Origin of the sequence: Ottowia sp. SB7-C50, from assembly GCF_033110285.1 — a bacterium.
GTDB lineage: Bacteria > Pseudomonadota > Gammaproteobacteria > Burkholderiales > Burkholderiaceae_C > Ottowia.
In genome coordinates, this window is sequence record NZ_CP136995.1 from 2010856 (window position 1) to 2037520 (window position 26665).

Consider the following 26665-nt stretch of genomic DNA (forward strand, 5'->3'; position numbering starts at 1 on the left):
CCATTCTAGTTCAGCGCATCGGCGTGCCGGCCCATCCGTGTGGCAGGGGGCGCGGCTCAAATCGAACGACCGTGCTTTTTAATTATAGGGTGAGAGGGGGCCTGCGGCGCACACTGTGCAGTTCATTGGCCGCTGCTGCGCCAGGACGGTGGGCGTTTGTCGATGAAGGCCTGCACGCCCTCCTGCGCCACGTCCCACATCATGTTGCACGCCATGGCCTGGCCGGCCAGCTGATAGGCGGCTTCGATGCCCAGTTCGCGCTGCCGATAGAACAGCTCCTTGCCGGCCGCGATGGCTTCGCGCGGCTTGGCCAATATGGCGCGCACCCATTCGTCGACCGCCGCATCCAGCCCATCGGCCGGCACCACGCGGTTGACCAGCCCGCGCGCCCGCGCCTCGTCGGCCGAAATGAAACCGCCCGTCACCAGCATTTCCATGGCTTGCTTGGGCTGCATGTTGCGCACCAGCGGCACACTGGGTGTCGAGCAGAACAAGCCCACGTCGATGCCGTTGACGCCAAAGCGCGCCGAATCCACCGCCACCGCCATGTCGCATTGCGCCACCAGCTGGCAGCCCGCCGCCGTGGCCAGCCCTTGCACCCGCGCAATAACGGGCACCGGCAGTTTCAGGATCGACAGCATGACCTGGCTGCACTGCGCAAACAGCGCCTGGTAATAGTCGAGGCGTGGGCTGGCCTTCATCTGCTTGAGGTCGTGCCCCGCGCAGAAGGCCTTGCCCTCGGCGCCAATCACCAGCACCCGCGCCCCGGCGTCGGCCGCGATGGCGTCGAGCTGGCGCTGCAGATCGGCCAGCACCTCTTCGCTCAGCACGTTGAACGCCCTGGGCTGGTTGAGCGTGATCCAGTGCACGCCGCGCTCGTCACGCCGGTGCAGCACCGGCGCGTCGGCCAAAGGCTCCGCTTGGGCAGTCGCGGTCATCGGGCGTCTCCTTTTTACTATAATAAAAATAGCACTCTACGCTTATTCGACAAGCGCAAGTGCCATATCTTAGTCACGTCCGAGCGGCTGCACAGCAAGCCGCCGCGTATTCAGATGGCCGCGGAGCAGGCCAAGCGCGGACGCCGCGCTCGGGGTCCCCCGAGCGCCAGCGTCGTCCCCCTGGGGGGATGGCGGCCGCAGGCCGACTCAGGGGGGATCAAACATCCGCCAGCACGCGGACGTGGGCCTCCACGCTGCGCGCCAGCGCCGACAGGTTGTAGCCGCCTTCCAGGCAGCTGACGATGCGGCCCTGCGAAAAGCGCTGCGCGACGGACTTGATGCGGTCGGTCATCCAGGCGTAGTCCTGCTCGGTCAGGCCCAGCTGGCCCATGTCGTCCTCGCGGTGCGCGTCGAAGCCGGCGCTGATGAAGATCAGCTCGGGCTGGTGCGCCTCCAGCCGCGGGATCCACATCATCTCGACCAGCTCGCGGATGTCCATGCCCTTGGTGTAGGCCGGCACCGGCAGGTTGACGAGGTTGGGCGCGTCCTTGGCCGTGCCTTCGGGGTAGAACGGGTGCTGGTAGAAGCTGCACATCAGGATGCGCTCGTCGCCCGCCACGATGTCCTCGGTGCCGTTGCCGTGGTGCACGTCGAAGTCGATGATGGCGGTGCGCTTGACGCCGTGGCGCTCGCAGGCGTACTTGGCCGCCACCGCCACGTTGCTGAAAAAGCAGAAGCCCATGGCCTGGTTGCGCGTGGCATGGTGGCCGGGCGGGCGCGTGGCGCAGAAGGCGTTTTCGAGTTCGCCGGTCATCACTGCGTCGACCGCGTCGATGGCGGCGCCGGCCGACAGCAGCGCGGCGCGGTAGGTGTGGCTGTTCATCGACGTGTCGGGGTCGAGCGCGTAATGGTCAGGCCCGCCCGCCAGCATTTCTTCGACCAGGATGTCGTTGAGCCCGCGCAGCGCGGCCACGTGGCGACGGCCGTGCGCCAGCAGCAATTCGCCCATGGCGGCGGGCGTCGCCTCGCGGCGGTCGAGCGCATCGCCCACGCCGGTGATCAGCAACCGGTCCTCGATGGCGTCCAGCCGTTCGGGGCATTCGGGGTGGCCAGCACCCATGTCGTGCTTGCGGCAATCGGGGTGTGTAAAAAACCCGGTTCTACCCATGCCAGTCTCCTTCTTTTCGCGATACAGCGTCAAATATCCGTTACCTTCCTTGCATGGACGTGACACACAAAATACACGCTGTATTGAGTCAGCTTAACACGGTGATGGCGGGCAAACCCGCCCAGGTACGCGACGGCGTGGTGTGCCTGCTGGCCGGCGGCCACCTGCTGATCGAGGACGTGCCCGGCGTCGGCAAGACCACGCTGGCGCACGCGCTGGCGCGCACCTTCGGGCTGCAGTTTTCGCGCGTGCAGTTCACCGCCGACCTGATGCCGAGCGACCTGTCCGGCGTGTCGGTGTACGACCGCGGACGCGAATCGTTCGTATTCCACCCTGGTCCCGTCTTCGCGCAGGTGCTGCTGGCCGACGAGATCAACCGCGCCAGCCCCAAGACGCAAAGCGCGCTGCTCGAAGCCATGGAAGAAAAACAGGTCAGCGTCGAAGGCGAGACGCGCCCCCTGCCCTGGCCGTTTTTCGTCATCGCCACGCAGAACCCGTACGACCAGCTGGGCACCTACGCCCTGCCCGAATCGCAGCTGGACCGCTTTCTGATGCGAATCAGCCTGGGCTACCCCGAGCGCGCCGCCGAGCGCGAATTGCTGTCAGGCAACGGCCGGCGCGAACAGGTGGAGCAATTGCGCGCCGTGCTGAGCGCCGACGACCTGGCTGCACTGCAGCAGGCCGTGGGCCGCGTGCACGTGGCCGAGCCCTTGATGGACTATGTGCAGGACCTGATCGCCGCCACGCGCAGCGGCCGCTGGTTTTTGCAGGGCCTGTCGCCGCGCGCCGGCATTGCACTGATGCGGGCGGCGCGCGCGCAGGCGCTGGCCAGCGGACGCGATTACGTCGCGCCCGACGACGTACAAGCCATCCTGCCGCAGTGCGTGGCGCACCGCATGATGCCGGTCAGCGATGCGGGGCGCGGTGCGGTCGAGCAGGTGCGGGCGATGATTGATGCGGTGCCGCTGCCATGACGGTGCCGATTCAGAAACTACATTTTTGATAGCTGCTCGTGCACGCCAGACAAGCGCTAGCGGCCTTTTTTATTTAAAATTTTCATTGCGCTCACCCGTCCCGCAGGCATGGCGTCACCCACCGCTTCGACAATGCCCGCCCCACCCTGGTGGGCGCTGCGTGCCCGCGCCGGCGCGCGCCTGCGCCGCTGGTGGCATGACCGGCTGCCGCTGTCCGACAGCCTGACGCTGACGCAGCGCAACGTCTACATCGTGCCGACGCGCGCGGGGTGGATGCTGGCGGCCACGCTGGGTGTGCTGCTCATCGCCTCGATCAACTACCAGCTCAACCTGGGCTATCTGCTCACCTTTCTGCTGGCGGGCTGCGCCGCCGCCGGCATGGTGGTGTGCCACCACACGCTGCGCGGGCTGACGCTGCACCTGCTACCGCCGCAGCCGCTGTTCGCGGGCAACCTCGCCACGCTGGACGTGAAGCTGGTCAACGCCCGCCGCGAGGCGCGCCATGCCATCGGCGTGGCCTTGCTCGATACCGACCACTGGTCCTTCGCCGACGTGCCCGCGCAGGGCGACAGCACGGTACAGGTCAGCTTCAAGCCTGCACGGCGCGGCCTGCACCGCGTGCCCACGCTGACCGCCGAAACGCGCTTTCCGCTCGGCACCTTTCGCGTCTGGACGGTGTGGCGCCCCGCCGCGCGGGTACTGGTCTACCCCACGCCCGAAGCGCAGCCGCCCGCGCTGCCGCCGGGCGAGCCGCGCTCGGGCACCGGTGTGGCGGCCGGTGTGCGTGCCAGCGGCGAATTCGACGGCGTGCGCGGCTACCAGCGCGGCGACCCGATGAAGCTGGTGGTGTGGAAGAAGTTCGCCAAGTCGGGCGAGCTTGTCAGCCGCGACACCCTGCACATGCAGCGGCAAGAGTTGTGGCTGGACTTCGCCCGCGCCGGCAGCGTGGACACCGAGGCGCGCCTGTCGCGCCTGACGGCCTGGGTGCTGGCGGCCGACGCGCAGGGACTGGACTACGGCCTGCGCCTGCCGGGGGTCCAGATCAAGCCGGGCAGCGGCGCGGCGCACCGCCTGCGCTGCCTGGAATCCCTGGCAAAAGCATGACATTCCCCCCTGAGTCGCTTCGCGCCTTCCCCCCAGGGGGACGACGCCAGTGGCCGGTACAAGCCCGGCCACGGCGCCCCCGCGTGGCCTGCTCCGCGGCCGCCGGATTTGGCGCGTCTGGGCGCGCGCGCGCCATGCCATGGATGGCGCCAGCACCATGAAATGGGCCACTCTTGCCCACCTGCCGCGCGATGCGCGCGACACGCTGTTCCTGCTGGCCGTCATCGGCTGGGTGATGCTGCCGCAGGTGACGCACCTGCCCGTCTGGGCCAGCGCGCTGGCGGCCGGCGTGCTGGTGTGGCGCGGCTGGCTGGCCATGGCCGCGCGGCCGCTGCCGGGGCGCTGGTGGCTGGTGGCGCTGCTGGCCGTGGCGCTGGCGGGCACCTGGGCCACGCACCGCACGCTGCTGGGGCGCGATGCGGGCGTCACGCTGGTGGTGATGCTGCTGGCGCTGAAGACGCTGGAGCTGCGCGCGCGGCGCGACGCGCTGGTGGTGTTCTTCCTCGGCTTCTTCACGCTGCTGACCAACTTCTTCTATTCGCAGTCGCTGGCGGTGGCGGCGGCCATGCTGGTGGGGCTGCTGGGCCTGCTGACGGCGCTGGTCAACGCGCACCGGCCGGTCGGCCAGCCGCGCCTGCGCGAATCGGCGTGGATGGCCGGAAAGATGGCGTTGGCCGGCGCACCGGTGATGCTGGCGCTGTTCGTGCTGTTTCCGCGCTTCTCGCCGCTTTGGGGCATTCCGAGCGACGCGCTGGCGGGGCGCAGCGGGCTGTCGTCCACCATGACGGTGGGCCACATCGCCCGCCTGGCGCTGGACGACGGCATCGCCATGCGCGTCAAGTTCGACGGCGCGCCGCCGCCGGCCGGCAGCCTGTACTTTCGCGGCCCGGTGCTGAGCCATTTCGACGGCCGCACCTGGACGCCGCGCGGCGGCAGCGACGGCGACGGCTTCGAAACCGCGCTGACGCCCGGCCCCGCCGACCTGCAATTGCTGGGCGAGCCCGTCCGCTACGAAGTCACGCTGGAGCCCAGCAACCGCCCCTGGCTGCTGCCGCTGGACGTGGCCGGCAAGCCGCCCCAGCTGCCGGGCGACCAGCGCGCCCGCATGACGGCAGACATGCAGTGGCTCACCTATCGCCCGGTCACCGAACTGCTGCGTTACCGCGCCGAAAGCCACCTGCGCTTCCGCTACGGCCTGCTGGGCTGGGACCAGCGACCGCGCCGCGATTTTTCGGCCGACCTGAGGCTGCCGCCGACCTACAACCCGCGCACCGTGGCGCTGGCCGAACAGCTGCGCCAGTCGGTGGGCAACGATCCGCAGGCGCTGGTGCAGGCCGCGCTGCAGCGCCTGCGCACCGGCGGCTACGAATACACGCTGGAGCCCGGCACCGCCGGCCAGCACACGGCGGACGAGTTCTGGTTCGACACCAAGGCCGGCTTCTGCGAACACATCAGCTCGGCCTTCGTCGTGCTGCTGCGCGCCGCGGGGGGTGCCGGCGCGCGTCGTCACCGGCTTTCAGGGGGGGCGAATTGAACGGCATCGACGGCTACTGGGTGGTGCGCAACGCCGACGCCCACGCCTGGACCGAAGTCTGGTACCCCACCCAGGGCTGGGTGCGCGTGGACCCGACCGGCGCCGTCTCGCCGGGGCGCATCGGGCAGTTTCAGCGCCTGCGCGCGCCCGACGGCGTGGTGGCTGGCGCCATCGGCACGCTCAGCCCCACGCTGCTGGTGCAGCTGCGCAGCGTGTGGGACGCCGTCAACAACCGCTGGAACCAGTGGGTGCTGAACTACACGCAAGGCCGCCAGCTCGACCTGCTGCGCAGCCTGGGCTTTGACAACCCCAGCTGGCAAGACCTGGGCAAACTGATCGCCTACGTGCTGACGGCGGTGGCCCTGGCCGGCGCCGCGTGGGCCCGCTGGGACCGCGGCCAGCACGACCCCTGGCTGCGCCAGCTGGCCCGCGTGCGCCGGCGGCTGCTGGACGCCGGCATCGACGCCCCGCCCCAGGCACCACCCCGCACGCTGCTGCAACAGGTGGCCGCCAGCGCGCTGCCACCCGAGCTGCGCCAGCCGCTCACCGACTGGCTGCTGGCCTTTGAACGCCTGCGCTACGCCCCCGCTGGCAGCCACGCGGGCCGCAGCCTCGCTACACTGCAGCGCGACTTTCAACGCCTTCCCTGGCCCCGCCGCCGCCCATGACCACCACACCCGACCGACCGCTAGACCGCCGCCGCCTGATTGCTACACTTTGCATAGCTGCTGGCGCTCTATCCACGGGCGCCAACGCGCAAAATCGTTCACAAAACCGGCGCCGCGCCGCCAACCCACCCGAACAGCGCTACGCCGACCGCCCCGACGCCATGCGCTTTGCCGACGACATGGCCGCGCGCCGTGGCCTGTCAGCGGAATGGACGCGCGCCGCCATCGGCCAGGCCCTGTACCTGCCGAACGTGCCGCGCCTGATGCTGCCGCCCGCGCGCGGTACCGCCAAGAACTGGCGCGTGTACCGCAGCCGCTTCATCGACCCGGTGCGCATCCGCGCCGGCGTGCAGTTCTGGCGCCGCAACCGCGCCGCACTGGCGCGCGCCGAAGCCGAATTCGGCGTACCGCCCGAAATCGTCGTCGGCATCATCGGTGTCGAAACCATCTACGGCCAGAACATGGGCAGCTTCCGCGTCATCGACGCGCTGGCCACGCTGACCTTCGACTTTCCCCCGCAGCACCCGCGCGCGCAGGCGCGGCAGGCGTTTTTCCAGGACGAGCTGGAGCAGTTCCTCAGCCTGTGCCAGCGCACCGGGGTAGACCCGCTCACCCCGCTGGGCAGCTACGCCGGCGCCATGGGCATGCCACAGTTCATGCCGTCCAGCTGGGTCAAATACGCCATCGACTTCGACGGCGACGGCCGCGTCGACCTGTGGAACAGCGAAACCGACGTCATCGGCTCGGTCGCCAACTACTTCAAAGGCTACGGCTGGCAGCCCGGCCTACCCACGCACTACCCCGTGCGCCTGACCCCCGAAGCCCAGATGGACGCCCTGCTGGCGCCCGACATCCTGCCCAGCTTCAGCGCCGACAGTTTTGCCGCCAAAGGCGCCCTGCCCCTCAACGGCGGCACCGCCCACCCCGGCAAGCTGGCCCTGATCGAACTGCAGAACGGCGACCCCGCCCTGCCCGGCAACGAGCCGCAATACGTCGCCGGCACCGAGAACTTCTACGTCATCACGCGCTACAACTGGAGCAGTTATTACGCGATGGCGGTGATCGACCTGGGGCAGGAAGTGGCGGCGGTGGTGGGGCGCTGACTTTCGTAGGACGGGCATTCATGCCCGCGATCGCGCCCGCAAAATCACCCGGCGGTCGGCACCAGAAAATCCCGGCTGACATGCGCCCCCAACTGGTTCACCCGATCCAGAAACTGCGTCAGGAACGCATGCAGCCCGGTGGCCAGGATGTCGTCGATGTGGCCGTAGCGCAGTTCGGCGCGCAGGCGGCCGGCGTGGCGCATGGTGGGGCCTTGGGGTTCGGCACCGACCAGCAGCAGGTTGTTGAGCACTTCGCTCATGCAGTGGTGCAATGACCGCGGCATGGCTTCGCGCAGCATCAGCAGTTCGGCCACGCGCTCGGGCTCGATGACGTCGCGGTAGACCTTGCGGTAGATCTCGAAGCCGCTCAGGCTGCGCAGGATCGCGGCCCAGTGGTAGAAGTCGTATTCCAGATCCTTCTCGCTGGCAGCGCCGAAGAATTCGCTTTCGACGGCGTGAAACTTCACGTCGAGGATGCGCGCGGTGTTGTCGGCCCGCTCCAGGAAGGTGCCCAGGCGCAGGAAGTGAAACGCCTCGTCCTGCAGCATGGTGCCCAGCGTGACGCCGCGCGACAGGTGGGAGCGAAATTTCACCCATTCGAAGAACGCGCCGGGGTCGCGGTCGAAGGCGCCTTCATGGCGCATGCGGCCGATTTCCAGCCAGGTCTGGTTCAGCGTTTCCCACACTTCGGTGGTGAGCGTGCCGCGCACGGCGCGGGCGTTTTCGCGCGCTGCCTTCAGGCAGGCAATGATGGAGGCAGGGTTGTCCTCGTCCAGCACCATGAAGTGCATCACGCCCTGCGGCGTGACGTCGCCATGGCGCGCGCTGTAGGCGGGCAGCAGTTCGGACAGCGACAGCACGCCCAGCCAGCCATATTGCGACACCGCCGCCGATTGCGGCAGCAGCGAGGTTTCGTAATGCACGTTGAGCATGCGGGCGGTGTTCTCGGCCCGCTCCGTGTAGCGGGACATCCAGAACAGGTGATCGGCGGTGCGGGAGAGCATGGGTCAGTTCCAGTTAAGCCTCGAACCCCGGCGCGCTGACGCGCGCGGCGGTGTTGTGGTGCTGCGCACCCTGTCCGCTACCGCGGACAGAACGGCCCGCTCGGTGTAGCGGGACATCCAGAACAGGTGATCGGCGGTGCGGGAGAGCATGGGTCAGTTCCAGTTAAGCCTCGAACCCCGGCGCGCTGACGCGCGCGGCGGTGTTGTGGTGCTGCGCACCCTGTCCGCTACCGCGGACAGAACGGCACGCTCCGTGTAGCGGGACATCCAGAACAGGTGATTGGCGGTGCGTGAAAGCATGGGTGAAGTTCCGCATTGGGCGTTGAACGTTGAGCGTGGCGTGCTGTTCAGAACGACTGGCTTTGACTCTGAAAGCCGGACGCCGAGCGCTGCACCTGGCGTTGCGTGCCAAGGGCCGAGCCTTCCTCCAGCACCCACGTGTCCTTGGTGCCCCCACCCTGCGACGAGTTGACCACCAGCGAGCCCTGCTTGAGCGCGACGCGCGTCAGGCCGCCGGGGACCATCTGCACCTCGGTGCCGCTCAGCACGAACGGGCGCAGGTCGATGTGGCGCGGGGCGATGCCGGCGTCGACGTAGGTGGGGCAGCTGGACAGGCTGAGCGTGGGCTGGGCGATGTAGCCGTCGGGCCGGGCCAGCACGGCGCGGCCGAATTCCTCGATCTCGGCGGCGGTGGACGCGGGGCCGACCAGCATGCCGTAGCCGCCGGCGCCGTGCACTTCCTTCACCACCAGGTCCTTCATGTTGGCCATGACGTATTTCAGGTCGTCCGCGTCGCGGCACATGTAGGTGGGCACGTTGTTCAGGATCGGCTTCTCACCCAGGTAGAACTCGATCATCTTGGGCACGTAGGGGTAGATCGACTTGTCGTCGGCCACGCCGGTGCCGACACCATTGCAGATGGTCACATTGCCCGCGCGATACGCCGCCATCAGCCCGGCGCAGCCCAGCGATGAGTCGGCGCGGAACACCTGCGGGTCGAGGAAGTCGTCGTCCACGCGGCGGTAGATCACGTCCACCCGCTGCGGGCCGCGCGTGGTGCGCATGTAGACGAAGCCGTCCTTGACAAACAGGTCCTGCCCCTCTACCAGCTCGACGCCCATCTGCTGCGCCAGGAAGGCGTGCTCAAAGTAGGCGCTGTTGTACATGCCGGGCGTCAGCACCACCACGGTGGGGTCGGCCGACGTGCTGGGGCTGCTGGCGCGCAGGGTTTCGAGCAGCAGGTCGGGGTAATGCGCGACGGGCGCCACGCGGTGCTGGCTGAACAGGTGCGGAAACAGCCGCATCATCATCTTGCGGTCTTCCAGCATGTAGCTGACGCCGCTGGGCACGCGCAGGTTGTCCTCCAGCACGTAATACTCGCCCTGGCCGTCGGCGTTGCCGGCGCGCACGATGTCCACGCCCGAGATGTGCGAATAGATTTGGTTGGGCACCGCCACGCCCTGCATGATGGGGCGGTATTGCGCGTTGTTCATCACCTGCTCGCGCGGCACGATGCCGGCCTTCAGGATTTCCTGCCCGTGGTAGACGTCGTGGATGAAGCGGTTGAGCGCCGTCACGCGCTGCACCAGGCCGCGCTGCAGCATGTCCCACTCGGGGGCGGGGATGATGCGCGGGATCAGGTCGAAGGGAATCAGCCGCTCGGTGCCGGCGCCGTCCTCGTCCTTGGCGCCGTACACGGCAAAGGTGATGCCGACGCGGCGAAAGATGACCTCGGCCTCCTCCCGGCGCGCGCGCATGACGTCGGCGCTCTGGCCCGCCAGCCAGCCGGCGTAGCTGCGGTAATGGCCGCGGATCGCGCTGCCGTGGTAGGCCTGCGGGTCGGCCTGGGTCGAGGCCAGGCTTTCGTACATCTCGTCGAACGGGTGCATGGCCTTCGGGGCTCCTCTGTGTTCCTGGCGGTCGGTCGGCATGTGTGCCGTTTCGTGACTAGCATAGCAAGATGCAAGCCATGTCCGGCGGCGCACCAGCCTTCAGGGCAGCCGGTGGTGCCAGTAGCGCGCCGCGTGCGCGCGCTCGCACCGCAGTGCATCGGGTTGTGCACTGTTCCAGCGCATCGCACCACAACGGGGCGAATCGGCCACCCGCACGCCGCGCGCGGTGTAGCGCGCCAGCACCTCGGGCACCGGGTGGCCAAAGCGGTTGCGATAGCCAGACTGGATCAGCGCCCAGTCGGGGCGCACGGCGGCGACGAAGTCCGGCGTGGACGAGGTGCGGCTGCCGTGGTGCGGCACCAGCAGCACGTTGGCGCGCAGAGCGTTGCCGTGCACAGCCACCAGCGCGCGTTCCTGCTCGGCCTCGATGTCGCCCACCAGCAGCGCCGCGCGGCCGCCGCCCTGCACGCGCAGCACGCAGCTCATGGCGTTCGATTTTCTCGGTGCGCCATAGTCCGCCGCGGCCGGGTGCAGCAATTCGAAGCGCACGCCGTCCCAGTCCCACGCCTGCCCGGCCTGGCAGCGCATGGCGGTGCGCGCGCCTTGCAATTCGTGCCCTTCCTCGATGGACGACAGCAGCGCCGCGCTGCGCTGCATGGCCAGCACGGCCCCGGCGCCGCCGGTGTGGTCGCTGTCGCGGTGGCTCAGCACCAGCGTGTCGACGCGCTCGCCCAGCGCGCGCAGCAGCGGCACCAGCACGCGGTGGCCGGCGTCGCTTTCCAGTGAATAGCGCGGCCCGGCGTCGTACACCAGCGTGTGGGTGGCGGTGCGCACCAGCACCGCGTTGCCCTGCCCCACGTCGGCCGCCAGCAGCTCGAACTGGCCGGGCACGGGCCGCGCCGGCTGCCACAGCAGCAGGGGCAGCACCAGCGGCAGCCCCGCCACGCGCAGCGCCCACGGCCAGCGCAGGGCCAGCAGCAGCGCCCCACCCACCGCCGCCACGCCCAGCGGCAGTGGCGCGCTGGCCAGCGACACACTGGCACCGGGCCAGCTGGCCAGCCACTGCAGCAGCGCGGCCAGCGGCTGCAAGGCCCAGGCCGCCGCCTGCCACAGCGGCGCCCACGCCATGCCCAGCATGGCCAGCGGCGTGACCACCAGCGTCACCCACGGAATCGCCAGCAGGTTGGCCAGCAGGCCCACCACCGAGGCCTGCCCGAACAGGATCAGCGACAGCGGCGTCAGCGCCAGCGTGACCACCCATTGCTCGCGCAAAAGACGCCCAAAATGCCCGCGTGCGCCTGTCTGCAGGGCGGATGCCGCTCCTGAATCGGTAGCAAACAGCACGCCGACGGCGACAAAGCTCAGCCAGAACCCGGCCTGCAGCAGCGCCCATGGGTCGGCCAGCAGCACCACCGCGCAGGCCAGCAGCCAGGTCAGCCACCAGGGCCAGCGCACGCCGGCCAGTTTCAGCAGCGACACCGTGGCCAGCATCAGCACCGTGCGCTGCGCCGGCACGCCCCAGCCGCTGAACAGCGCATATGCGCCCGCCAGCAGCACGCCGCCGATCAGCGCCGCGTGCGGCGCCGGCAGCAGCAGGCAAGGGTCCAGCCGCGCCGGCAGCCCCCAACGGGCCGAACGCCGCCACAGCCCGCCAACCAGCGCCGCGGCCAGCCAGGCAAACATGGTGATGTGCAGGCCCGAGATGCTCATCAGGTGCGCCACGCCGGTGGCGCGAAAGATGTCCCAGTCGGCCCGCTCGATGACCGCCTGGTCGCCCGTCACCAGCGCGGCGACGATGCCGGCAAAGCGCCGCCCTTCATCACCCTGCCCCGCGCCGCCGGCCAGGATGCGGTCGCGCACCGACTGGCGCGCGCGCTCGATCGGGAAGGCCGCGCCTTCTGCCAGCCGCCGTGGCGGCGCATCGCGCGGGCCGGCGCGCACGTAGCCGGTGGCGCGCACGCCCTGCTCCCACAGCCACAGTTCGTAGTCAAAGCCGTGCGGATTCAAGTTGCCGTGCGGTGCCTTCAGGCGTGCGGTGAACTGCCAGCGGTCGCCCGCGCGCAAATCGGCCGCCAGCGGGCGCGCGGCGTCGGTCTCGTCCGCGGTGCTGGCCGAGCCGTACCACGCCAGCTGCACGCGCGGCGGCACCGCCACGGGTTGGCCGTCGATCTGCGCCGCTTCGACGTCAAAGCGAAAGCGCCAGCCCATGTCGCCGCGTTGCGGCATGCGGCTGACAAGGCCGGTGAGCACCACGTCGCGCCCCTCGATGGCGGGGGCGAGCGCCTGCGCCTGCAACGCACCCGCGCGCAGCCCCACGCCTGCGAAGGCCGCCAGCGCCGCGGCCAGCGCGCACAGCGCCATCGGCACGCGGGCGCGGGGCCCAGCGCTGGCGCGCCAGGCCAGCACCAGTCCCACCAGCGCCGCCGCCAGCAGTGCGGCGTAAGCCCCCGGCTGCCACAGCGCGACCTGCTGCAGCTGCGCCGCCGTGCCCGCCACCACGCCCGCCAGCGCCGCCGGCAGCATCAGCCCCACCCGGCGCGCGGCAAGGTCAGCGGGCGGCACGGGGGCGGCGGTCATGTCCACTCACGCGATCAAATTGCTATGGTTTCAGAAGCATGATTTGCAGTCCTGGCAAGCGCACAGGCGATGACGGGACATCAGCCTACTCGGTCAAGGCCGGTTTTCGTCACAGGGCATGGCCCACAGCTTGCTAGCATGCGTAGCGTATCGGATCACCCGATCAGGAAACCCCATGCCCATCCATGCCGCGCTGCACCACGTCACCCACTACCGCTACGACCGGCCCGTGCAACTGGGGCCGCAGGTGGTGCGCCTGCGCCCAGCGCCGCATTGCCGCAGCAAGATCATTTCGTATTCGCTGGCAGTCGAGCCGGCCAGCCACTTCCTCAACTGGCAGCAAGACCCGTTCGCCAACTGGCAGGCGCGCCTGCTCTTCCCGACAAGACCACCGAGTTCAAGGTCACGGTCGACCTGGTGGCCGAGATGGCGGTCTACAACCCGTTCGACTTTTTTCTGGAACCGGAGGCGGAGAACTTCCCTTTCAGCTACGACCCGCTATTGAAAGAAGAGCTGGCGCCGTACCTGGCGCGCGGGCAGAACGGCGATTTGTTTGAAAAATACCTGGCCGGCATCGACCGCCGCCCGCAGCGCACCATCGACTTTCTGGTCGGCCTGAACCAGCGCCTGCAGCACGACATCGGCTACCTGATCCGCATGGAACCCGGCGTGCAGACGCCCGAGCAGACGTTGCAAAAAGCCAGCGGCTCGTGCCGCGATTCGGGCTGGCTGCTGGTGCAGCTGCTGCGCCATTGCGGGCTGGCGGCGCGCTTCGTGTCGGGCTACCTGATCCAGCTGAAGGCCGACCAGAAGTCGCTCGACGGGCCGAGCGGCACCGAGGTGGACTTCACCGACCTGCACGCCTGGTGCGAGGTCTATTTGCCCGGCGCCGGCTGGATCGGGCTGGACCCCACATCGGGCTTGCTGGCCGGCGAAGGCCACATCCCGCTGGCCTGCACGCCGCAGCCCAGCGGTGCCGCGCCCATCGAGGGGCTGGTGGACGAGGCCAAGGTCGAATTCCGCCACGACATGGCCGTCACGCGCATCCACGAATCGCCGCGCGTCACCCTGCCCTACAGCGACGCGCAGTGGGACGCGATCCTGAAGCTCGGCGACGAAGTCGATGTGCAACTGCAGGCCGACGACGTGCGCCTGACCATGGGCGGCGAGCCCACCTTCGTCGGCATCGACGACCGCGACGGGCCGGAGTGGAACACCGCCGCGCTCGGCCCCACCAAGCGCGTGTTCGCGCTCGATTTGCTGCACCGGCTGAAGGCCAAATATGGCCCCAATGGCTTTTTGCACCTGGGCCAGGGCAAGTGGTACCCCGGCGAGCAGCTGCCGCGCTGGGCGCTCAGCCTGTACTGGCGGCCCGACGGCCAGCCGCTGTGGCACAACCCCGCGCTGCTGGCCGACGAGCGCCAGCCACAGCGCGCCCGGCCCGAGGACGCCGAGCGCTTCATCCACGCGCTGGCACGGCGGTTGGGCGTGGGCACGCAGACCATCCGCCCCGGTTACGAAGACCCGTGGCACTTCATCCAGGCCGAGCGGCGCCTGCCGATCAACGTCGACCCTTTCAACAGCCAGCTGGGCGACGAGATGGAGCGTGCGCGCCTGCGCCGCGTCTTCACGCAGGGGCTGGACAAGGTGATCGGCTACCTGCTGCCGCTGCGCGCGGCCTCGCAACTGGCAGAGTCGCCCGACTTCCTGCGCGAAGTCCCGCCCGATCAGCGCCCGCGCTGGCTCACCGGCCGCTGGTGGTTCCGTGACGACCGGCTGTACCTGGTGCCCGGCGATTCGCCCATGGGTTTCAGGCTGCCCCTGAGCAGCCTGCCGTGGGTCAGCGACGACGACCTGCCAAAGTCCTTCCCCAAGGACCCTTATGCGCCCGATGAGTCCGATGCGCTGGATGCAAGCGCGGAGGGTGCTCCTGAAAAAGAAGCAATCGACCCCAACGACCGCGCGCCCGAACGCGGCGAATCGGCCGCCTGGGTGCCGCGCACCGCACTGGTGGTGGAGGTGCGCGACCCGGTGCGTTCGCACACACCCGACACCGACCTGCCCGAGATCGAGGGCGACGACGAGGCCGCCGAAGCCCGCCGCGCCGCGCGCAGCGCACACCAGGCCGCCGTCGCCAAATACGCGCTGAAGGCGGGCAAGTCGAGCCTGCTGTACGTCTTCATGCCGCCGCTGGACCATGTCGAGGACTACCTGGCGCTGGTCGCCGCCATCGAGCAGACCGCCGCCGAGCTGAACTTGCCGGTGGTGATGGAAGGCTACCCCCCACCACGCGACAAGCGGCTGAAGATGCTGCAGATCACGCCCGACCCCGGCGTGATCGAGGCCAACATCCAGCCGGTGACGAACTGGCGCGAGCTGGTGGACAACACCGAGTTCCTGTACAGCCAGGCGTTTGAGAGCCGCCTGTCGGCCGAGAAGTTCATGACCGACGGCCGCCACACCGGCACCGGCGGCGGCAACCACTTTGTGCTGGGCGGCGCCACGCCCGACGACAGCCCGTTTTTGCGCCAGCCCGAGCTGCTGGCCAGCCTGATCCTGTACTGGCACAACCATCCGTCGCTGTCCTACCTGTTCAGCGGCCTGTTCATCGGCCCCACCAGCCAGGCGCCGCGCGTGGACGAGGCGCGCAACGACCAGCTGTACGAGCTGGAGATTGCGCTGCAAGAGATCCACAAGGCCCGCCAGGAACGCGGTGAGGCGATGCCGCCCTGGCTGGTCGATCGATCCTTGCGCAACATCCTGATCGACGTCACCGGCAACACGCACCGCAGTGAGTTCTGCATCGACAAGCTGTATTCGCCCGAAGGCCCCACCGGCCGACTGGGCCTGCTGGAGATGCGCGCCTTCGAGATGCCGCCGCACGCCCGCATGTCGATTGCGCAGCAGTTGCTGATGCGCGCGCTGGTGGCGCGTTTCTGGCGCACGCCCTACACCGGGCCGGCGGCGCGCTGGGGCACGCAGCTGCACGACCGCTTCATGCTGCCGGCCTATATCCACCAGGACTTCGAGGACGTGATGGCCGATATGCGGCGCGTCGGCTACGCCTTTGACAGCGCGTGGTTTGCGCCGCATTTCGAGTTCCGCTTCCCCATCGTCGGCGACGTGAACGTGCTGGGCATGCGGCTGGAGTTGCGCAACGCGCTGGAACCCTGGCACGTGATGGGCGAGGAAAGCAGCGGCGGCGGCACCGCGCGCTACGTTGATTCATCGCTGGAACGGCTGGAGATGCGCGTCGCGGGCTTCAACCCCAGCCGCTACGCCATCACCTGCAACGGCCACGCGCTGCCGCTGCAGGCGCTGGGCGTCGAAGGCGAATACGTCGCCGGCGTGCGCTTCAAGGCGTGGAACCCGTGGTCGTCGCTGCACCCCTCGATCAAGCCGCACGGACCGCTGGTGTTCGACGTGTTCGACACCTGGTCGGGCCGCTCGGTGGGCGGCTGCCAGTACCACGTGGCGCATCCGGGCGGGCGCAATTACGACACCTTCCCCATCAACGCCTACGAAGCCGAAAGCCGCCGGCTGGCGCGCTTCTTCCCCATCGGTCACACGGCGGGGGCGATGGATGTGCCGCCCGCCACGCTGAATGCGCCCGGCTCGCGCGAGTTTCCGTGCACGCTGGACTTGCGACGCACCAATTGAGTGCAAATGCGACAATGACCGCAACGTGACTGCCCCGCCCGAGGATGAACGCACCGGATCTGCCCGCTGCCGCGCCCCTGTCGGCTGACCGCTTCGAGTTTCCGTCGAGCGACGCCGACCACTTCGACGAAATGCACGCCCGGCCCGCGCTGGACCACGCGCCGGCCGGTTCGCCCGAGTCCGCTGCCAGTGGCCCGCTGACGCCGGCGTGGGCCGAATTCTTCCGCCACTGCGGCCCCGCCCATCCGCAAGAACTGAGCCGCCGCGCCGCGCAACTGGCGCGCCAGCTGCGCGACAACGGTGTCACCTACAACGTCTATGCGGACGAGGTCAATCTGCAGCGCCCCTGGCCGCTGGACCTGTTTCCGCTGCTGATTCCGCCCAGCGACTGGGCGCTGATCGAAGCGGGCGTGCTGCAACGCGTGCGGGTGCTCGAAACCGTGATGTCCGACATCTACGGCGAGCGCCGCCTGCTGAAAGACGGCCTGCTGCCCGCCGCGCTGGTGCAGGGCCACCCCGACTACCTGCGCGCCATGCACGGCGTGCCCGCCGTGGGCGGCAACTTCCTGCACGTGGTGGCCTTTGACCTGGCGCGCGGCCCGCGCGGCCACTGGTGGGTGGTGTCGCAGCGCACGCAGGCGCCGTCGGGCCTGGGCTACCTGCTGGAAAACCGCTCGGCCGTGTCCACCCAGTTTCCTGACGCGTTCGAAACCATGAACGTGCGCCGCCTGGCCGACACCTACCGCGGCTTCATCGAAGGCCTGAAAGCCATGGTGCCGGCGGGCGCCGATTCGCACATCGCGCTGCTCACGCCCGGGCCGTACAACGAGACGTACTTCGAACATTCGTACCTGGCGCGCTACCTGGGCGCCACGCTGGTCGAAGGCGGCGACCTGACGGTGCGCAACCAGCGCCTGTACCTGAAGACGCTGCACGGTCTGCGGCCGGTGCACGGGCTGATCAAGCGGGTGGACGACGCCTTTCTCGACCCGCTGGAGATGCGCCCCGAATCGCGCCTGGGCGTGCCCGGCCTGTTGCAGGCGGTGCGCGCCGGCACGGTGCTGGTGGCCAATGCACCAGGCGCGGGCTTTCTCGAATCCAGCGCGCTGCTGGGCTTCTTGCCCGCGCTGGCGCGGCACCTGCTGGGCGAAGAGCTGAAGCTGCCCGCCCTGCACACCTGGTGGTGCGGCGAACCCGCCGCGCTGCGTGCGGTGATGCCGCGGCTGGACCAGTGCGTCATCAAGCCGACCTACCCGTGGTCGACCAGCCGCGGCACCTTCCGGGCCGGCGTGGGGCCGTTGATGAGCCCCGACGTGCTGGCGTCGTGGGCCGACAGCATCCGCCGCGTGCCGGAGGAACACACCGTGCAGGCCTACATGTCGCCGTCGCAGATGCCCACCTGGCGCACCGGCGACCAGGCCGGCATCGTGCCGCGCGCGGCCATCCTGCGCGTGTTCGCGCTGTCCGACGGCGCCGGCTCGTGGCGTGTGCTGCCGGGCGGCATGACGCGCCTGGTGGGCGAAAGCGCCGGCCTGGCCACGATGGCGCTGGGCGGCAGCAGCGCCGACACCTGGGTGCTGGCCGATGCGCCGACGATGGAAACGCCCGAGTTCGACCTGAGCGCGCTGGCCCCCATCACGCCCACCGACACCGCGCTGGTGCAGCGCGAGCGCCTGATCACCAGCCGCTCGGCCGAGAACCTGTTCTGGCTGGGCCGCTACACCGAGCGTGCCGAAAGCAGCGCCCGGCTGGCGCGCATCGCCCTGCACGCCCTGCACGGCGAGGAAGAACCCAGCGTGGCGCAGCTGATGTGGCTGGGCCAGCTGGCCGAAACCGCCGGCCTGGTGCCCGAAGACGCGCCTTCGCCGCTGGACGACCGCGCGGCCTTCGAGCACCTGCTGATCCACGGCCTGGCCGACACCGACGACGTGCCCGGCGTCGGCTACGCGCTGCGCAGCCTGCGCCTGGCCGCCGGCGCGCTGCGCGAACGCCTGTCGCCCGAGCACTGGGGTTTCATCAAGGAAGCCGAGGAGCGCTTTCTGCGTGAAGGCGCGGCGCTGCGCGGCGGCCCGGCGCACGCCGAGGCCGAGGCCCTGCATTCGCTGACGCAGCTGTCGCGCGCGCTGGCCGCCATCACCGGCGCGCAGCAGGACCGCATGTGGCGCGACGACGGCTGGCGCCTGATGACCATCGGCCGGCAGATCGAGCGGCTGACCTGGCTGTCGGTGGCGCTGTCGCGGGGCTTCTACACCAACGCCGTGCACGACGCGGCGGGCCACGGCGTGGTGCTGGACCTGTTCGATTCGACCATCTCCTTCCACGCCCGCTACCAGCGCAGCCGCTCGATGGCCGCGCTGATCGAGCACGTGGTGCTGAACCACCAGAACCCGCGCTCGCTGGGCTGGGTGGTGCAGCGGCTGCGCACGCTGCTGGCGCGCCTGCACGCCAACGACCCGCACCAGCTGGAAGACCTGTCGCTGCGCCTGCGCAACCCCCTGCCCGAAGACCTGCCGATGCTGTGCGAATCCGACCGCATTGGCGACTTCATCCACCTGCAGGCGCTGCTGGCGCACTTCATCGACGTCGGCGCGCACCTGTCCAACGACATCGGGCTGCGCCACTTCACCCACACCGCCGACGCGGCCCGCAGCGTGGGGGCCTGACGCCATGCGCCTGCGCATCACGCACGACACCGCCTACCGCTACGAGCCCGCGGTGCTGACCGCCATGCACATGGTGCACCTGACGCCGCCGCCCACGCGCTGCCAGGACCGGCTGGACGCGCGCCTGCAGGTCAGCCCGCAGCCGACGTCGATCACCGAATCGCTCGACGTCTACCGCAACGTGCGCACCTTCTTCGAGATTGCCGGCTCGCACGACAGCCTGCTGGTGCGCGCCAGCAGCCTGGTCGAAACCTACCCCCCCGAGCCCGCCGGCAGCACCATCAGCTGGGACGCGGTGCGCGACAGCTTCGTCTACCACGTGGGCGCCGAATGGCACCCGGCGGCCGAATTCATCTACCCCTCGACCTACGTCCACCCCGGCGAGGTGTTCGCCGACTACGCGCGCCCGTCCTTCGCGCCCGGCCGGCCGCTGATCGACGCCGCGCGCGAGCTGATGCAGCGCGTGCACGAGGACTTCACCTACGCCAGCCACAGCACCGAGATCAGCACGCCCGCCGCCGAGGCGCTGGCGCAGCGGCGCGGCGTGTGCCAGGACTTCAGCCACGTCATGCTGGCCTGCCTGCGGTCGATGGGCGTGCCGGCGCGCTACGTGTCGGGCTACCTGCTGACGCAGCCGCCGCCCGGCCAGCCCCGGCTGGTGGGCAGCGATGCATCGCACGCCTGGGTGTCGGTGTTTCTGCCCGACCTGGCGGCGCAGGCCGGCGGCCACGGCTGGTACGACCTGGACCCGACCAACCACCGCGACGGCTGGAGCACGCCTGGCGAAGACTTCGTGCGGCTGGCGGTGGGGCGCGACTACGCCGACATCTCGCCCATGCGCGGGGTCATCCACGGCGGCAGCGGCCACCACCTGGACGTCGGGGTTACAGTGGAACCGTGCACCGCCGCCACGCTGGCCGAGGCGCCGCCCCTGTAACCCGACCTACCTTTTTCATCATGAGCGTCTACGACAAACTCCAGCAGCTCGGCATCCAACTGCCGCCCGTGTCCGTCCCGGCCGCCGCCTACGTGCCCTTTGTGCAGACGGGCCAGCTGGTGTTCCTGTCCGGCCACATCGCGCGCCGCGACGGCAAGCCCTGGGTGGGCAAGCTGGGCCAGAACATGACGACCGAAGAAGGCGCCCTGGCCGCGCGCGCCGTCGCCATCGACCTGCTGGGCACGCTGCACGCCGCCGTGGGCGACCTGAACCGCGTGCAGCGCATCGTCAAGGTGATGAGCCTGGTCAACAGCGCGCTCGACTACACCGAGCAGCACCTGGTCACCAACGGCTGCTCGGCCCTGCTGGGCGAAGTGTTCGGCGACAAGGGCGCCCACGCCCGCAGCGCGTTTGGCGTGGCGCAGATTCCGCTGGGCGCGTGCGTCGAGATCGAGATGATTGCGGAAGTGGCCTGACACGGATGCTCTTTATTTGATAGCTGTCCGCGCTTATCTGTCAAGCGCTACCAGCCAAAAACCCTGAAACCGGACGCGAAGGACGCCAAGGGTTCGCGAAGGACGCGAAAGAACAGCCAAAAAAGGCTCGAAAGCTCTCTCTCCCTCTGGGAGAGGGTTGGGGTGAGGGCCAGCGGCGCGTGATCCATCAAGACGCCCCACCCTATACCGCGCCTCCATCCCCCTCGCCCGCCACCGCCCCCCTGCAACGGCGGTATCGCCCGCGCCCCCAGCGCCAGCGCGCTGCACACCAGCCAGAACAGACCCGCCACGCCGATGACGGTGCCGATCGAGCCGAACAGCATGGGCAGCAGAAAGCTGGAAAAGTTGATCGTCATCACCCGCAGCGCCATCGCCTCGCCCTGGCGCTGCGGCGGCGACACCTGGTGCAGCAGGCTCAGCACCATGGGCTGCACCGAGCCCAGCGCCACCCCCAGCACAATGGAGCACAGACCCATCGTCAGCGGGCCGTGCATCAGCGGATAAATCAGCAGCGTGCACGCGGCCGTCAACGTGGCGGCGTACATCACGCGCCATTCGGCCACGCGCTCGGCGACCAGGGGCAGTGCCATGCGCACGCCGGCCGCCGCGATGGCGAACGCGCCCAGCAGCGCGCCGATGGTCGACGCCGACAGGCCGCGCTCATGCCCCAGGATCGGCAGCACGAAGGTGTGCACGTCCCACGCCATGGCCTGCAGCCAGTTGACCACCAGCAGCCGCCGCAGCATCGGCACCGACAGCAGATCCCACACCGACGGCGCGTCGCGCCGCGGCGCGGGCGGCGGCAGCGCCTGTTCGGGCGCGCCGCGCGCCAGCACCCAGCAGGCCAGCGGCAGCAGCGTCAGCAGCCCGAAGGCGGCGCGAAAGCCGGTTTCATGCGCCGGCTGCGGCCCCGCGTGGTCGATCAGCAGCCCCGTGACCAGCGGCCCCAGAAAATTGGCCATGGCCGGCGCGATGGCGATCCAGCTGAACACCGTCTTCAGCTCCGACGGATGCGCCGCCGCCCGCCCCACGTGCCGCTGCAGGCTGATCTGCGCCGTGCCAGCGGCCGCGCCGGTCAGCAGCGCCATGGCGCACAGCACGCCGAAGCGCGGCCACAGCACGGCCAGCCCCGTGCCCAGCATGGCCGCGCCCACCGCCAGCCGCAACGGCAGCTTCAACCCGTGCCGGTCGGCCAGCCGCCCCGCCGGCAGCGCCAGCACCACCGGCGACAGCGCAAACAGCGCCAGCAGTACCCCCACCTGCACCGCGCTGTAACCCAGTTGCAGCGCCAGCAAAGGCGCCGCCAGCCGCGCGCCCGTCATGGCGCTGTGCACGCAGACCTGCGCGGCGACCAGGCGCAGCAGTTCGCGGCTTTTCATGCGGAGGGTTGCGGGGTGGAGACGCTCATTTTTTGAACGCAAAGGGCGCTAAGGTGACGCGGAAGGCGCAAAAGCCTGTCGATGAAATGCGGCTGGACCTGCGAGAGCGACGCACTGCTCTTCCGTCACTCCCGCGAAGGCGGGAATCCAACGGCGTATCGAGGCGTCGCGGCGATAGTGGCATGGATTCCCGCCTTCGCGGGAATGACGGATTTCTTCAAGTCGTTTGCTTTCGAAGCAAGAATTCCTTCTGCGACTTTTGCGTCACCTCTGCGCCCTTTGCGTTCAAAAAATGAGCGCCCCACTCCCTCACCCATCCTGCCCATCCCCCACGCCCGCGTCCGTCACGCCCGGCAGCAGCGCCTGGGCTTCGCCGTCGGGCAGCGCCTCGACCTTCTTGAGCGCGCGGTTCATCATGTTGGTGCGGGTCTGCGCTGTCTCCAGCGTCTTGACCACGGCGTCGGCCTGCGACTTCACCTTGTCCAGCATGCCGCCGAACTTGCCGAACTCGGTCTTCACCGCGCCCAGCACTTGCCACACCTCGCTGCTGCGCTTTTCCAGCGCCAGCGTCCTGAAACCCATTTGCAAACTGTTGAGCATGGCCAGCAGCGTGGTCGGCCCGGCCAGGGTGATGCGGTGGTCGCGCTGCAGCGCCTCCATCAGGCCGGGGCGGCGCAGCACCTCTGCGTACAGCCCCTCGGTCGGCAAAAACAGGATGGCGAAGTCGGTGGTGTGCGGCGGCTCGACGTACTTGTCGGCCATGCCACGCGCCTCCAGCCGGATGCGCGCCTCCAGTGCCTTGGCCGCCGCCTCGGCGCCCAGCGCGTCGGCGCGCTGCTGCGCGTCCAGCAGGCGCTCGTAGTCTTCGTTGGGAAACTTCGCGTCAATCGGCAGCCAGACGGCGCTGGCCGCTCCTGAATCCGAAGCACCGCGGCCCGGCAGCTTGATGGCGAAGTCCACCGCGTTGCGGCTGCCCGGCCGCGTGCAGACCTGCGCCGCGTACTGCTCGGGCGCAAACACCTGTTCCAGCAGCGCGGCCAGTTGCGCCTCGCCGAACATGCCGCGCGTCTTCACGTTGGTCAGCAGGTGCTTCAAATCGCCCACGCCCTGCGCCAGCGTCTGCATCTCGCCCAGGCCCTTGTGCACCTGCTCCAGCCGCTCGGCCACCTGCTTGAACGATTCGCCCAGGCGCGCCTGCAGCGTGGACTGCAGCTTCTCGTCCACCGTCTGTCGCATTTCGTCCAGCTTGGCGGTGTTGGCGGCCTGCAGTTGCGCCAGCTGCTGCTCCAGCGTGCCGCGCACCTCGGTCATGCGGCGAGCGTTGGTTTCACTTAAAGATTGAAGCTGCTGCGTCAACGTCTCCGACAGCGAGCCGCGCAGGTGCGCCAGCTGCTGCGCAAAAGCGTCGATCTGCGCGTTCTGCGTGCGCGTGGCCTCGGCCGCCTGCTGCGCCATACCCAGGCCCAGCGCCTGCAGCTGATTCACCAGCGTGTCGCCCAGCGTGCCGCGCAACTGCGTCAGCTGCGCCGACAGCGCGTCGACCTGCGCGTTCTGCGTGCGCAGGCCTTCCGCGCCCTGGCGCACCACCGCGTCCTGAAACGTTGCCAATGCGTGCGACAGCTCCTGCCGCCCTTCGCGCGCGCTGCCGCCGATCTCTTGCCGCAACTCACGCTCCAGCCGCTCGCTGTGCTGGCCCACGGCGGCGCCTACCAGTTGCTGCACCTCGCCGCGCGACGCCACGTCGTCGGGCCGCCGCGGCCGCTTGAGCAGCAAGGCCAGCACCAGCAAAAGGTTCAGCCCCAGTGCCGCCAATGCCAGCCATAACACCCAGTCGGGCCACGAAGAACTGCTCATCTCACTCCTGATTCAATAGCTGCTGGCGCTGGACTGGCAAGCGCAGGCAGCGGTTTTGATTCAAATCTTCTAGCGCGAACCAATCACTTCGGGATTCAGCGGCGTGACCGGCTTGCCCTGCGTGAGGTAGCCGATCAGGTTGTCGGCCGCCAAATTGGCCATTGCCTTGCGCGTGGGCACGGTGGCGCTGCCGATGTGGGGGGGTGAGCACGACGTTGGGCACGGTGAGCAGGTCGGGGTGGACAGTGGGTTCGCCTTCGAACACGTCAAGGCCGGCGGCGGCGATGCGGTTGTCGCGCAGGGCCTGGGCCAGTGCGGCGTCGTCGACGATGCCGCCGCGCGCGATGTTGACCAGGGTGGCGGTGGGCTTCATCAGCGCCAGTTCGGCGGCGCCGATGGCGTGGTGCGATTCCCTCGAATACGGCAGCACCAGCACCAGGTGGTCGGCGGTCTTGAGCAGCTCATCCTTGCTGACGTAGCGGGCCTTGACTTCGGCCTCGTCGCCTTCAGGCAGGCGCGAGCGGTTGTGGTAGATGACCTTCATGCCAAATCCAAGCGCGCCGCGCCGCGCGATTGCTTGGCCGATGCGGCCCATGCCCAGGATGCCGAGCGTGCTGCCGTGTATGTCCTGGCCGATCATCATGTCGTAGGCCCAGCGGTCCCACTTGCCGGCGCGCAGGAAGTGCTCGGACTCGGCCACGCGGCGCGCGGCGGCCATCAGCAGCGCAAAGCCCATGTCGGCGGTGGTTTCGGTGAGTACTCCGGGGGCGTTGGTGGCCAGCACGCCGGCGGCGGTCATGGCGGGCACGTCGAAGTTGTTGTAGCCGACGGCCATGTTGGCGCAGATTTTCAGGTCGGGGCAGGCCTTGAGCAGGTCGGCGTCAATGCGCTCGCTGCCGGTGGTGAACACGCCGTGCTTGCCTTGCAGGCGGCGGACGAGTTCATCGCGCGGCCACAAGTCGTCGGACGGGTTGGTTTCGACGTCGAAATGCTGGGCCAGCTTGTCGATGATTTCGGGGAAGACGGCGCGGGCGATGAGGATGTGGGGGCGTGCTGCGGTATTCATGAGGCCATTCTAGGGATGGCCCCGCGTTCATGCCGGCGCACGCAGCGCGCGCGGGTCATACAACCAGCGCCGCAGCTTGGTGACGCGCAGCTGGCCCGCATGCGGGTGCGCGGGGTTGATGAGCAGGTTGTGTTCTTCGGGTACGACGACCGAGGGCACCTGCGCCAGCAGGCTGCCGCCCCGGGCGGCCCAGGCGGTGCCCCCGGCGATGCTGACGCGGCCGGCGGGCAAGGCGTCCCAGCCGACGTGCTGGCCACCGTCGAACACGGTGCGCAGGCCCCAGGCGGCGACCGGGATGTCGATGCGCACCAGGTAGCGGTTGAGCGGCAGCGCAATGCTGCCACCCAGGTGCACCACCGTCTCAAGGCAGGCCAGCGCGCGCGAGCTGCTGGCATAGACCAGCGGCGTGCCGCGCGCGTTCCAGCGGCCGCCGGTGGCCCGCGCACCGGCGCCGCTCAGGTCGTCGGCGGTGTAGTCGGGCGTGTCGGTGGCGATGCGCCAGACGCTGATGGTGTCGGCGGCGGCTGCGTCGTCCATCACGCACCGTCCAAACGGCATCCCGTGACCCCAGACGCAAGGCCGTGGTGCAGGCCACTGGCGTTGTTCCCCCTAGGAGTCTGCGCGGCAGAAGGAGCGTCGGCTGCAACGCGCGAGAAAACGGTCCATCGCGGCGCTGCCTCCGGCGCCCATAGCCCGGCTATGGGCTTGTCGGTACACCGAAGCTGTCCTCGTTTTTCGCGCGTTTCGCTTCGACGCCTTCTACCGCGCAGACTCCTAGCGCAGCAGCCGCAGGAAGGCGCGCAGCGGCTCAGAGGGGCGTCACGCATACACGCCGGATTTCATCTGGTACAGCAGCGTGCTGACGGCTTCGCGGCCGTCGGCGGTGTCCAGCAGGTCTTGCGGCGCCAGGCCGCCCAGTGCGGGCACCGGGTCGGCCATCCAGCGGGCGAACCAGCGGGCGGCGTCGAAGTTGTCGGGCGCGCTGCCGGCTTCGCGCACCATGGCGTCGACCTGGCCGATCAGCCTTTCAATGCCGACCAGCTTTTCGCCTTCGAACTGCGACAGCGGGCCGCGCTGGGTGATCTTGCGCTCGACCGTGGAGCGCGCCAGCCCCAGCACGCGCATGAATTGGTCACGCGGCAGGCCCATGGCGTCGGCCAGCGTAACCACTTCGCGTGCGGGCACGCCCTGCTTGACGCGCTGCGAGCGTTCCATGGGCGACAGCCAATAAGCCGCCGTGGCAGCGCCGTGCAGGGCGTAGCTGCCCAGGCGGTCAGACACGGCGGGCGCAGCGGCAGAAGAAAGCGATGCGGACATGGCGGCCTCCATCAATAGAGACAAATTTTATGCCCAAACAAGACAGAACACAAGCCCTGAACCCCATGCCGTGGCTTGACAGGCGGCTTCACTATCGAATCAATAGCTTATTGCGCTGATCAGGCAAGCGCGCAAGCCCGATTTCGCTGGATTGCGCACGGGTTGCAAGTTTGCCCAACCACCCACCCCAAACAGCCGGACGCAGAGGACGCAAAGATTCCGCAGAGGACGCAAAAAAAAACCAAAAACCAGTTTTCTGGCTGTTCCCTTTCGCGTCCTTCGCGAACCCTTTGCGTCCTTCGCGTCGGTATTCAGACAGTCACCGCTGGA

19 protein-coding genes and 2 pseudogenes are annotated in these 26665 nt (G+C 69.1%); 9 read left to right on the top strand and 12 right to left on the bottom strand.

Annotation, left to right across the window (positions count from 1 at the left end; translation table 11 throughout):
- Positions 1-122: 122 nt before the first annotated feature.
- Together R0D99_RS09565 and R0D99_RS09570 are read right to left on the bottom strand one after the other, a co-directional pair.
- Positions 123-938: an enoyl-CoA hydratase gene (locus R0D99_RS09565; RefSeq protein WP_317748029.1), complete on the bottom strand. Its 816-nt coding sequence runs from the start codon at positions 936-938 to the stop codon at positions 123-125.
- Positions 939-1155: 217 nt separating this feature from the next.
- Entirely contained in the window at positions 1156-2106 is a 951-nt protein-coding gene (locus R0D99_RS09570) for a histone deacetylase family protein (RefSeq protein WP_317748030.1), read from the bottom strand.
- A 53-nt stretch (positions 2107-2159) separates the two neighbouring features.
- On the opposite strand from R0D99_RS09570, the gene R0D99_RS09575 reads away from it, so the two are divergent.
- The 5 genes from R0D99_RS09575 (at position 2160) to mltB (ending at position 7489) form a co-directional block, all read left to right on the top strand.
- Positions 2160-3080, top strand: coding sequence for a MoxR family ATPase (locus tag R0D99_RS09575; RefSeq protein WP_317748031.1), 921 nt, complete (start codon positions 2160-2162; stop codon positions 3078-3080).
- Positions 3081-3212: 132 nt separating this feature from the next.
- Positions 3213-4184: a DUF58 domain-containing protein gene (locus tag R0D99_RS09580; protein WP_317748032.1), complete on the top strand. Its 972-nt coding sequence runs from the start codon at positions 3213-3215 to the stop codon at positions 4182-4184.
- Between the two features lie 157 nt (positions 4185-4341).
- Entirely contained in the window at positions 4342-5718 is a 1377-nt protein-coding gene (locus R0D99_RS09585) for a transglutaminaseTgpA domain-containing protein (RefSeq protein WP_317748033.1), read from the top strand.
- Complete coding sequence (locus tag R0D99_RS09590) at positions 5715-6386, top strand: transglutaminase-like domain-containing protein (protein ID WP_317748034.1); 672 nt, start codon at positions 5715-5717, stop codon at positions 6384-6386. The genes R0D99_RS09585 and R0D99_RS09590 overlap by 4 nt, the downstream gene beginning before the upstream one ends.
- Positions 6383-7489: a lytic murein transglycosylase B gene (mltB, locus tag R0D99_RS09595; protein ID WP_416365860.1), complete on the top strand. Its 1107-nt coding sequence runs from the start codon at positions 6383-6385 to the stop codon at positions 7487-7489. Before R0D99_RS09590 ends, mltB begins: the two co-directional genes overlap by 4 nt.
- Before the next feature lie 44 nt (positions 7490-7533).
- On the opposite strand, the gene R0D99_RS09600 is transcribed toward mltB, so the two are convergent.
- The 5 genes from R0D99_RS09600 to R0D99_RS09615 form a co-directional block, all read right to left on the bottom strand.
- Positions 7534-8493: an alpha-E domain-containing protein gene (locus R0D99_RS09600; RefSeq protein ID WP_317748035.1), complete on the bottom strand. Its 960-nt coding sequence runs from the start codon at positions 8491-8493 to the stop codon at positions 7534-7536.
- Positions 8494-8496: 3 nt separating this feature from the next.
- The gene (locus R0D99_RS09605) at positions 8497-8643 is read right to left on the bottom strand and encodes an alpha-E domain-containing protein (protein WP_317748036.1); all 147 of its coding nucleotides are present in this window, start codon (positions 8641-8643) and stop codon (positions 8497-8499) included.
- A gap of 3 nt (positions 8644-8646) precedes the next feature.
- Positions 8647-8793, bottom strand: coding sequence for an alpha-E domain-containing protein (locus tag R0D99_RS17345; protein WP_416365861.1), 147 nt, complete (start codon positions 8791-8793; stop codon positions 8647-8649).
- Between the two features lie 47 nt (positions 8794-8840).
- Positions 8841-10382 (bottom strand): circularly permuted type 2 ATP-grasp protein, encoded by a 1542-nt coding sequence (locus R0D99_RS09610; RefSeq protein WP_317751060.1) that lies wholly within the window; start codon positions 10380-10382, stop codon positions 8841-8843.
- 102 nt (positions 10383-10484) lie between these two features.
- The gene (locus tag R0D99_RS09615) at positions 10485-12962 is read right to left on the bottom strand and encodes a DNA internalization-related competence protein ComEC/Rec2 (RefSeq protein ID WP_317748037.1); all 2478 of its coding nucleotides are present in this window, start codon (positions 12960-12962) and stop codon (positions 10485-10487) included.
- Positions 12963-13137: 175 nt separating this feature from the next.
- Between R0D99_RS09615 and R0D99_RS09620 the strand changes: the two are divergent.
- The 4 genes and pseudogenes from R0D99_RS09620 to R0D99_RS09635 all read left to right on the top strand — a co-directional run bounded on the left by R0D99_RS09620 (position 13138) and on the right by R0D99_RS09635 (position 20698).
- Positions 13138-16622, top strand: a pseudogene (locus tag R0D99_RS09620) (DUF2126 domain-containing protein).
- Positions 16623-16666: 44 nt separating this feature from the next.
- Complete coding sequence (locus tag R0D99_RS09625) at positions 16667-19285, top strand: circularly permuted type 2 ATP-grasp protein (RefSeq protein WP_317748038.1); 2619 nt, start codon at positions 16667-16669, stop codon at positions 19283-19285.
- Between the two features lie 4 nt (positions 19286-19289).
- The gene (locus R0D99_RS09630; protein ID WP_317748039.1) at positions 19290-20222 is read left to right on the top strand and encodes a transglutaminase family protein; all 933 of its coding nucleotides are present in this window, start codon (positions 19290-19292) and stop codon (positions 20220-20222) included.
- A gap of 20 nt (positions 20223-20242) precedes the next feature.
- Complete coding sequence (locus R0D99_RS09635) at positions 20243-20698, top strand: RidA family protein (protein WP_317748040.1); 456 nt, start codon at positions 20243-20245, stop codon at positions 20696-20698.
- Positions 20699-20745: 47 nt separating this feature from the next.
- Here the strand turns inward: R0D99_RS09635 and R0D99_RS09640 are convergent, their stop codons facing one another.
- The 5 genes and pseudogenes from R0D99_RS09640 to R0D99_RS09660 all read right to left on the bottom strand — a co-directional run bounded on the left by R0D99_RS09640 (position 20746) and on the right by R0D99_RS09660 (position 26335).
- Positions 20746-22098 carry an MFS transporter gene (locus R0D99_RS09640; RefSeq protein WP_317748041.1) on the bottom strand — a complete coding sequence of 451 codons (1353 nt, stop codon included), beginning with the start codon at positions 22096-22098 and terminating at the stop codon, positions 20746-20748.
- A 309-nt stretch (positions 22099-22407) separates the two neighbouring features.
- A complete protein-coding gene (gene rmuC / locus R0D99_RS09645; protein WP_317748042.1) occupies positions 22408-23952 on the bottom strand; it encodes a DNA recombination protein RmuC in 1545 nt (514 codons plus the stop codon).
- Positions 23953-24021: 69 nt separating this feature from the next.
- A pseudogene (locus R0D99_RS09650) lies at positions 24022-25018 on the bottom strand (2-hydroxyacid dehydrogenase).
- Positions 25019-25045: 27 nt separating this feature from the next.
- On the bottom strand, positions 25046-25555 hold the full coding sequence (locus tag R0D99_RS09655) for an RES family NAD+ phosphorylase (RefSeq protein ID WP_317748043.1): 510 nt from the start codon (positions 25553-25555) through the stop codon (positions 25046-25048).
- Positions 25556-25837: 282 nt separating this feature from the next.
- Positions 25838-26335 carry an antitoxin Xre-like helix-turn-helix domain-containing protein gene (locus R0D99_RS09660; RefSeq protein WP_317748044.1) on the bottom strand — a complete coding sequence of 166 codons (498 nt, stop codon included), beginning with the start codon at positions 26333-26335 and terminating at the stop codon, positions 25838-25840.
- Positions 26336-26665: the final 330 nt, after the last annotated feature.